This window comes from Pantanalinema sp., assembly GCA_036704125.1.
Taxonomy (GTDB): Bacteria; Cyanobacteriota; Sericytochromatia; order S15B-MN24; family UBA4093; genus JAGIBK01.
The window spans coordinates 1-2,689 of record DATNQI010000002.1 but is presented as its reverse complement, the minus strand read 5'-3'; the positions used below and the strand labels follow the sequence as shown (position 1 = coordinate 2,689).

Here is a 2,689-nt window from a genome sequence, read left to right as displayed (position 1 = left end):
ATGGAAGGTGCTCCGGATTGATCTAGCTTCTAGACCCAGCCTAGACCCGAAAGAAGAAGCGGGTCTCAACCTCTCGGCTGAAACCCGCTTCTCTTCTAGCTCCGCGTGCTGGACTCGAACCAGCGACCTAGTGATTAACAGTCACCCGCTCTACCAACTGAGCTAACGCGGAATGTTTGTTTCGTTCGCCCCGCGAACAATTAAGACTATATCAAAGGGTGGTTATGGTGTCAACAGGGTCCAAGCAAGAAGTTTTCAGCCGATCCATGGGGCCGCGAACCCGCGCCGCACGGGCCTGTGCTACAATTTCGGAAGAAACAACCAAAAGAAGGATGGCCAACAATTACCATGGGTAAGCCCGCCGCCTCGCGCGCTCGCCAAGAGGCGCGCTACCGCCGCCGCCGCCAAGCACTCCTCATCTCCTCGTGCCTCTTCATGGGGGCCTTCGGCGGTCTCTTCGGCGTCCTCGGCCGCAACGTGCTCGCCTCGCCGCCCAGCTTCCTCTCCTTCGGGAAGCAACCGGGCCGCCCCCAGAGCATCCTCGTCCTCGGCATCGACGACAACTACGACCCCGCGGGCAAGCGGATCCGCAACGAGCGCGCCCGCACCGACACGATCATGCTCGTCACCGTGCTGCCCGAGAAGAAGCGCCTGCACGTGCTCTCGATCCCCCGCGACACCAAGGTCCTGGTCCCCGAGTACGGCACCGAGAAGATCAACGCGGCCCACTCCCTCGGCGGCACCGAGCGCACCAAGGAAGTGGTCGAGAACCTGACGGGCCTCAATGTCGACCACGTGGTCGAGGTCAGCCTCAGCGGCGCCATCTCCTTCCTCGACAGCATGGGCGGGGTCGACGTCTTCGTCGAGAACCCCATGCACTACACCGACCACACGGCCAAGCTCTTCATCGACCTCCAGCAGGGCTGGCAGCACCTGGACGGCAAGACTTCCGTCGGCTTCGCGCGCTTTCGCCACGACGCCCTGGGCGACATCGGGCGCGTCGCGCGCCAGCAGCACCTCATGCACGCGGTGGAGCAAAAGCTCCTCAACCCCATCAACTGGTGGCGCCTGCCCCAGATGGCCGCGGCGAGCGGAAAGCTCTTCACGACCGACCTCTCGGCCGGCGAGCTGGGAGAGCTCGCCACCTTCGCCAAGAATCGGCCGGCGATCAGCTACACCACCCTGCCGGGCGACTTCGGCTACAGCGGCTACTGGATCCCCAACCGCGGCCGGATCGAGACGCTGGTCGCCAAGCTGACCGAGGACGCCAAGCCCGCCAAGAAGGATGCCGAGGTGGCCGCCTCGGTCGAGATCCTCTACGGTCCCCAGAAGGAGCAGGCCGCCACCAAGGTCGCCTCCGCCCTCAGCGAGCGAGGCCTTCTGGTCGTGCGCACCGCCCCGGCCTCGAACGGCACCAGCACCGCGACGCGCATCATCGGGCGCAACGGCAACCCGGCCCACGACCCGGCCCTCGCGTCGCTGATGCCCAACGCCCCCTGGCAGATGAGCGACGACACCACTCCCTACTCGGCCGACTACACCCTGGTGATCGGGCCGGACTATCGATGAGGCGCGCCCCGTGAGCGAGATCGTGCTGCAAGCCGCCGAGGTCACCAAGTCCTTCAAGAAGGAGGGGCTCCAGGTCCTGCGCGGCGTCAGCCTCTCGGTCGAAAAGGGCGAGTTCATCGCCATCACCGGCCCCAGCGGCAGCGGGAAGAGCACCCTGCTCTACCTGCTCGGCGGGCTCGATCGCCCCTCGAGCGGCACCATCAGCATCCAGGGGCAATCGACCACCGGCATGAGCGACAGGCGCCTCGCCGCGCTGCGCAACAAGGCCATCGGGTTCGTGTTCCAGTTCCACTTCCTGCTGCCCGAGCTGACGGCGACCGAGAACGTGATGGCCCCGCTGCTCGTCGCGGGCGCCTCGACCAAGGAAGCCCGGCCGCTCGCCGAGAAGCTGCTGCACGAGGTGGAGCTCTCGCACCGCCTCGAGCACAAGCCCGCCGAGCTCTCGGGGGGCGAGCAGCAGCGCGTGGCGATCGCCCGCGCCCTGATCCAGAGCCCCGCCCTGCTGCTCGGCGACGAGTTGACGGGCAACCTCGACACGGGGACCGGCGAGGCCATCTACCGCCTCCTGCGCCGGTACAACCGCGAGCTGGGGCAGACCATCATCGTGGTGACGCACAACCCGCAGCTGGCGCAGCACGCCGACCGGGTCATCGACATGGTGGACGGGCGGATCCGATCGGTGACGAGCAACAGCTGACGGGGACTCTGAACGATTGAATCCCCCCACCCCTGCCCCCGCCCCACCGGGGGGCGGGGGAATACCATAAAACTAGACGGGCCGCCCGGTGGGCGGCCCGCTTCGTTCGCGCTACAGGTCGTCCTCGTCCTCGTCGGGCAGGTCGAGGACGGGCTCGGGCGGAGCCACCTCCTGGTTGATGAGGGTCAGCTTGGTGCGGACCAGGCCCTCGATCTCGGCGAGCAGGTCGGGCTGGCTCGCCAGGAAGTTCTTGGCGCCGTCGCGGCCCTGGCCGATCTTGTTGTCGCCGTAGCTGAACCACGAGCCGCTCTTCTTGACGATCTCGTGCTCGACGGCCATGTCCAGCACGCAGCCCTCGCGGCTGACGCCCTCGCCGAACATCAGGTCGAACTCGCCGACCCGGAAGGGGGGGCTGACCTTGTT

General features: G+C 66.7%; 3 protein-coding genes and 1 tRNA gene. 2 read left to right on the top strand and 2 right to left on the bottom strand.

From position 1 onward, the window contains the following. Positions 1-99: 99 nt before the first annotated feature. Positions 100-172: transfer RNA gene (locus V6D00_00205), tRNA-Asn, on the bottom strand. A 176-nt stretch (positions 173-348) separates the two neighbouring features. Between V6D00_00205 and V6D00_00200 the strand changes: the two genes are divergently transcribed. Then, positions 349-1,569 carry an LCP family protein gene (locus V6D00_00200; GenBank protein HEY9897574.1) on the top strand — a complete coding sequence of 407 codons (1,221 nt, stop codon included), beginning with the start codon at positions 349-351 and terminating at the stop codon, positions 1,567-1,569. Between the two features lie 10 nt (positions 1,570-1,579). Then, entirely contained in the window at positions 1,580-2,266 is a 687-nt protein-coding gene (locus V6D00_00195; GenBank protein HEY9897573.1) for an ABC transporter ATP-binding protein, read from the top strand. A 111-nt stretch (positions 2,267-2,377) separates the two neighbouring features. On the opposite strand, the gene V6D00_00190 is transcribed toward V6D00_00195, so the two are convergent. Next, a partial coding sequence (locus V6D00_00190; GenBank protein ID HEY9897572.1) for a hypothetical protein occupies positions 2,378-2,689 on the bottom strand: 312 nt, incomplete at its 5' end.